This window comes from Natranaerobius trueperi, assembly GCF_002216005.1.
Taxonomy (GTDB): Bacteria; Bacillota; Natranaerobiia; order Natranaerobiales; family Natranaerobiaceae; genus Natranaerobius_A; species Natranaerobius_A trueperi.
Genome location: NZ_NIQC01000051.1, coordinates 1 through 6,224 on the forward strand (window position 1 = coordinate 1; position 6,224 = coordinate 6,224).

Here is a 6,224-nt window from a genome sequence, read left to right on the forward strand (position 1 = left end):
TCATAAAAGCTAGAGAAAAACACGCTGCTTAATTTAGTTTTTAAAAGAGCAAAATTTCAAATTTGGATTACTGTATTCTGGGTTTTCAAAATTTTACAGGGTTTTATCCTTTACATAGAGAATCTTTCATGATTTTCAGTTCTGTTAAGTTGTGTGATATTTGAATCAGTCTCCGTCCCGGAGTTAAGATGTTTATAGGCGAAAACAAAACTCTCCGTGGAGAAAGGAGACTGACCCATAGCTAAAAGTATATGTCCTAGATGCAATAACAACCACTCTGACAAGTTTCATAATTTTAGTACTGATAGGTATGGTCATCAAAAATATCAATGTAAGTTTGCACCTAAGTCCCTTGGTAAGGGCAGAGGTAAATGAGGTCAAATAAACCTCGAAAATATCCCTCGCCCTAAAACTGTAAAGTATTTTTCTTCATCACGACTGTAAGTTCTACTCTATTCTAGGGTGCTGGGACAATCAAGTCACACCTGCTCAAGTTGTTGGTATCTCTTATTTCAATATATCTAGAACCTTTTGCTACTGCATAGTACAGCATGATAGCGAACTTTAATTTCTTTCAACTCTTACGAGCAAAAGAATTCACTTTTCATAACAACTTAACAGCCAAAAAGTCTTATTGATTAGAATTTTTTTAATAATCAGACTTTTTTCCTTTTAGATAACCTTTCTCAACACCTTTAACCATTCTTACTATGGCAGTGTTTGCGGGAGTTTCTATTCCATTTGCTTTACCTTCTTCCACAATTGTGCCATTTATTACATCTATCTCAGTTTTTCGTTGCCAATAAACATCTTGAGCCATACTAGCATAATGTCCAGGGGCCTTATCTCTGCAAATAGTAAATACTTTTTCATATGGATCATCATGTAGAATTTCAATTCCCTTTGCATTAGCCACTTTTTCTGTTTCAGTTATTATATCCCTCATGAATTCTCTTGTCTCTGGCCATTCGTAAAGCTTTCCTAATGGGACTTGTAATACACCAGAGAGCCCATTTACCGCTGTATTTAGGATAAGCTTACTCCATACAATACTCATAATATTGTCAACAGCTTTAGCCTCAAGTTTACAATTCTTGAACTCTTCTGCTATTTTTTTATCTCTATCAGTCAATTTTCCTTCATATTTACCGATAACTGTTTCTCCTTGACCATGGTGAATTACCTCACCAGGTTTTGTTAGCTCGGAAGCATTTGCTGTTGTGCCAACTATAATTTTTTCCACGTCTATAACTTCAGCAATGTTTTCTGCGTTACCTATTCCGTTCTGTACTGTCAATACAATTGTTTCAGGACCTATAATATTTTTTGCTGACTCTAAAGCTTTCTGAGTAACTGATGCTTTTACAAGAACTATAACCAAATCTTGCTCAGACATGCCGGTAGTATCTGTTTGGGCACTAATAGGTATGACTCGATCGCCACTAGCTCCCTTCAAACTCAAGCCCTTCTCGTTAAGGGCCTTAACATGTTCTTCCCAGATATCTATCATTGTTACTACATTACCACCTTCTTGTAGATGCCCTCCAAATACACAACCCATGGCTCCAGCACCTATAACTGTAATTTTCATAGCTCCACTCCCTAATTATTATTTGTTAACCTCCCTCTACTACCACCCATTAAATGTAATTTAATAACAAGCCTCCTTAAAGCTTTCTTTTGCTGTATAATATGCTAGTGGTTTGATTTTGGGAAATATTTTTTAAATATTATTTATATTTTGCTCTTGGTTACTTTACTCCTGGTTTCTATTTATCATCTGTAATGTAAAATATCCCAATTTTTTTGATATGGTTATACCTCTGATTATTTACCCTTAAAACTTCTTTATTTGAGTTTAATTTAAGCAACTATCATTACCATTAGGAAGGATTGCACAAGAAGAAATTTGTTATAGAAAGAAGTGAAAACATATGACTAAAATACCATGAATCGTAATAGCAGGCACAAATAGTGGCAGTGGAAAAACTACTAACACTCCTTTCACTAATGAGTGTTAGAGGGTGGGTATATATTCCAAGGTTTTTAGGTTTGACCCAATTATGTTGACCAGGGGGCCAAATCCATATGTAACCGTGATAATAAAAGTCTTGATACTTGGATTATTACTCCCCATGTAATGAAAAAACTTTTTAATCAGGTGCAAGAGATGCTAACATCCCGGAAATTGAAGATGTGATGGGTCTATTTGACTGGGGTAGGTGGAATAGTAGTTAGAGAAGTACTGCACATATCCCTAAAAAACTTAATCTTCTTACTTATCTAAAATATTTTTTGAATAATATCAACGTTTGAGTAGACCGTTTGGGTATTAATTACCGTCTTAATCCAAATACTAGATATCAATAACTAATTTGAAAGGAGCGTGATAAGATGCCAAACACTGTAAATAGATTAATTGAAGAAAAGTCACCTTATTTATTACAACATGCCCATAACCCAGTTAATTGGTATCCTTGGGGTAAAGAAGCTTTTGAAAAAGCCGAAGAAGAAGATAAACCTATCTTTTTAAGCATTGGTTATTCAACTTGCCACTGGTGTCATGTTATGGAACGAGAATCTTTTGAAGATGAAAAAGTTGCTCAAATTTTAAATGAAAATTTTATTTCAATTAAAGTTGATAGAGAGGAACGACCAGATATTGATTCTATATACATGTCAGCTTGTCAAGCTATGACAGGTCAAGGTGGATGGCCATTAACAGTATTTTTAGACCATGATAAAAAACCATTCTATGCAGGTACCTACTTTCCCAAAGAAAGTAAAATGAGGATGCCAGGGTTAATACAACTTTTAGAACGAATTAGTGACTTATGGATAAATGATCGCGAAGAGTTAACAAGTATTAGTAAAGATGTTACTGAAGCCATAGAATCACATTTCTATAAAAATACTTCAGGAGAAGTATCTAAAAGTACACTAGATAAAGGATATCAAAACCTAGAGGATAATTTTGATTTTAAATTTGGTGGTTTTGGTAAAGCACCTAAGTTCCCCACACCACATAATTTGTTTTTTCTCTTACGTTATTACAATTTAACAGAAAAAAAGAATGCTTTATACATGGTAGAAAAAACGTTAAGAGCAATGTATAGTGGTGGAATTTACGACCATATCGGTTACGGTTTTTCGAGATACTCTACTGATCAAAAATGGTTAGTACCCCATTTTGAAAAGATGCTTTATGATAATGCACTATTAGCTATAGCGTATTTAGAAGCTTTTGAGCTAACTCGAGATTCTTTTTATTCAAATGTAGCTGAAGAAATTTTCACTTATGTATTAAGAGATATGACTTCTCCAGAAGGAGTATTCTACTCTGCAGAAGACGCAGATAGTGAAGGGGTCGAAGGTAAATTTTATGTATTTACACCCCAAGAAATAAGAAGTATTTTAGGGAAAAAAAAGGGTGAAGATTTCTGCAAAAAATTTAACATAACGGAACAGGGTAATTTCAACGGTAAAAGCATACCAAATTTAATTAATCAAAGTTTGTCTAAAAGTAAGTTTTCCCAGGAAATAGAATTAATTTTTAACGAACGTGAAAAGCGTATTCGTCCTTTTAGAGATGAAAAGATACTAACATCTTGGAATGGATTGATGATTGTTGCACTTGCTTATGCTGGACGTATCTTAAAAAATCAGCAGTATGTAAACAAGGCAAAAGATTGCGTAAGTTTCATTGTTGATAACTTAGTTGATACTAAAGGAAGGCTTCTTAGTCGATATAAAGACGGCGAAGCAAGTATTCCTGGGTTTTTAGAAGACTATGCTTTTTTAACTTGGGGAATTATCGAACTATATCAAGCAACATATCACCCAGATTATCTTGAAACCGCTTTAGATATAACTAAAGAAATGTATCAGCTTTTTTGGGATAAAGATGAAGGTGGTTTTTTTATGTACGGACATGATAGCGAAGAGTTGATTTCTAGACCTAAAGAGTTATATGATGGTGCCTACCCATCTGGAAATTCAGTAGTTGCTAATAATATTCTTAGATTGTATAGGTTAACTGCTGATGAAGAGTTAGAAAGACTCATAGAAAAAATATTTAAAACTTTTGGTGGTACAATTAACGAGTCTCCTATCTCGTATTCTCATTTTCTATCGGCAATTTACCTAAAAGAATCACCTAAAACTCAGGAAATCACACTCGTTACTGATAAATTAGAAGATAGGTTAACTCAAGAAATGCTAAAAATTCTAGAGTCTGGATTTAATCCAGATAGATATGTAATTGTTAAAAGTAACGATTTAAATAGTCGTGCACTAGAAAGTATTTCCCCTATTGTAAAAAATAGAGATATGGTGAAAAACAAACCAACTGCTTATGTATGCCAGAATTTCACCTGTTTTTCCCCGGTTAATGATTCAAATAAACTAAAAAGAATATTAGATCAATAAAAGGCATTTGGAAATTTCCAGATGCCTTTGTTTATTCTACCTGTAATTACATAACTTAACTGTTAACCGCTTACTAAAGTTAATATAAAATAGAATTACATAAAAAAACAAAGGAGTTGATTAAGTCTATGTTAAAAAAATCTAGTATTATATTTAGTCTACTTTTTCTGTTAGTCTTAAGTTCTAGTGTAATGGCTACACCAGAAGATATTACACTAGAAGTAAATGGTTCTACTATTGAACCAGATGTACCGCCTCAAATTATTGATAGTAGAACAATGGTTCCTCTTCGGGTTATTAGCGAAAATCTTAATACATATGTAGAATGGGATAGTTCTACTCAGTCAGTATTAATTGTGGAATCAGGAACAAATATTAACAATCCTCTAACTTCAGCAAGAGAAGAAATAACTATAATTGTTAATAATAACATAGTAAATTCAGATGTATTTCCAAAAATAATTGAGAGTAGAACTTTGGTCCCTTTAAGATTTATTGGTGAAGCATTAGAAGCTTATGTAAATTGGCATGAAGATGAAAACAAAGTAACTGTTCATGGTGACTTTGAAGAAAACGAGCAACCAAAAGAAGACAATCAACAAGACTCAGATGAAGATAATTGGACATTAGAACACTACAACCAATATAATGCGTCTAATTTTAGGAATAGCAATTTATTAAATGAATCAATTAATTATGAAAATATTGATTATCCTAGATTAAATGCAGCTATTTTTTATGCAACTAATGAAATACGTAAAGAATATAATTTGTCAACAGTAAAACATTCAAAAAACCTTGAGATAGCTGCATGGAACCATTCTATAAGTATGGCAAAACATGATTTCTTTAGTCATTATAATGAGCATGAAGATAGTAGGCATAGTCCTGAAGATCGTGGAAGGTTAGCCGGTATAGATAACCCTTCAATTGCAGAGAATCTAGCTCAAACTACATCAAGAAATGATACCTACTTATCATTTGCAGATACAGTAATTGATATGTGGATGGGTTCAGAAGGTCATAGACAAAATATGCTTTCCGCAAGCCCTTTACAATTAGGGACTGGTGCTTATGTTTCAAACAACAACCAATTTGGCCCTACTATTATAGCAACCCAAAAATTTCAATGGTTTAATGAAATTGATGCTAGTGAATCAAGTGATCCAAGTCCATATGATTATTAATAATTTAGACTCACCTAACAGGTGAGTCTTTTTTACTTGACTTTCAATCCATTCTAATTGTAATGTTTCCATACCCACTGGGGGGGTATATAAAGTTAGGGGATTCCTTTATGTCACACTAAAAACTTTTAAAAGTAAACAGAACTTTTACTTTTTTTTTAGAAATTGGGGTTGGCTGTTAACTCTTATTATTGCTTTTGGTGGACTTTTCTGGCCGAGGTTAGGTCTTGTTGTGCCCTGTATAATAGTAGCTGAAATCGTTTTGAGCTTTTTTTGGGGAAATTTTTGCCCACACGGTAGCCTATTTGACAAATTATTCTTACCTTATAGTAAAAATAAGAGATTTCCTAGATTTTTACTTTCTTATACTACCATTACATTAATATTTATAGTTTTCATAATAGGAATGTTAAATCGTCTATTTACAGAACTAGCTTACTATGGTGAACTACAGTTTATAGACAGAGTTCTGTTAAGTTATGTGATATTTGAATCAGTCTCCCGCCCGGAGTTATGATGTTTTTAGGCAGAAAACAAACCCTCCGGGAGAAAGGAGACTGATCCATGACTAAAGTTGTATGTCCTAGATGCTATTCAAACGACCTTTGC

Annotated in this window: 3 protein-coding genes and 1 pseudogene; 3 read left to right on the top strand and 1 reads right to left on the bottom strand. The window is 33.3% G+C overall.

Features of this window, described 5'->3' with window-relative positions:
- Positions 1-237 precede the first annotated feature (237 nt).
- Positions 238-472 (top strand): annotated as a pseudogene (locus CDO51_RS14805) (IS6 family transposase); the annotation flags it as partial.
- A 177-nt stretch (positions 473-649) separates the two neighbouring features.
- Here the strand turns inward: CDO51_RS14805 and CDO51_RS12735 are convergent.
- Entirely contained in the window at positions 650-1,591 is a 942-nt protein-coding gene (locus tag CDO51_RS12735; RefSeq protein ID WP_089024606.1) for a ketopantoate reductase family protein, read from the bottom strand.
- A gap of 803 nt (positions 1,592-2,394) precedes the next feature.
- Here CDO51_RS12735 and CDO51_RS12740 point away from each other — a divergent pair.
- On the top strand, positions 2,395-4,428 hold the full coding sequence (locus tag CDO51_RS12740) for a thioredoxin domain-containing protein (protein WP_089024607.1): 2,034 nt from the start codon (positions 2,395-2,397) through the stop codon (positions 4,426-4,428).
- A gap of 128 nt (positions 4,429-4,556) precedes the next feature.
- On the top strand, positions 4,557-5,615 hold the full coding sequence (locus tag CDO51_RS12745; protein WP_089024608.1) for a stalk domain-containing protein: 1,059 nt from the start codon (positions 4,557-4,559) through the stop codon (positions 5,613-5,615).
- Positions 5,616-6,224 lie beyond the last annotated feature (609 nt).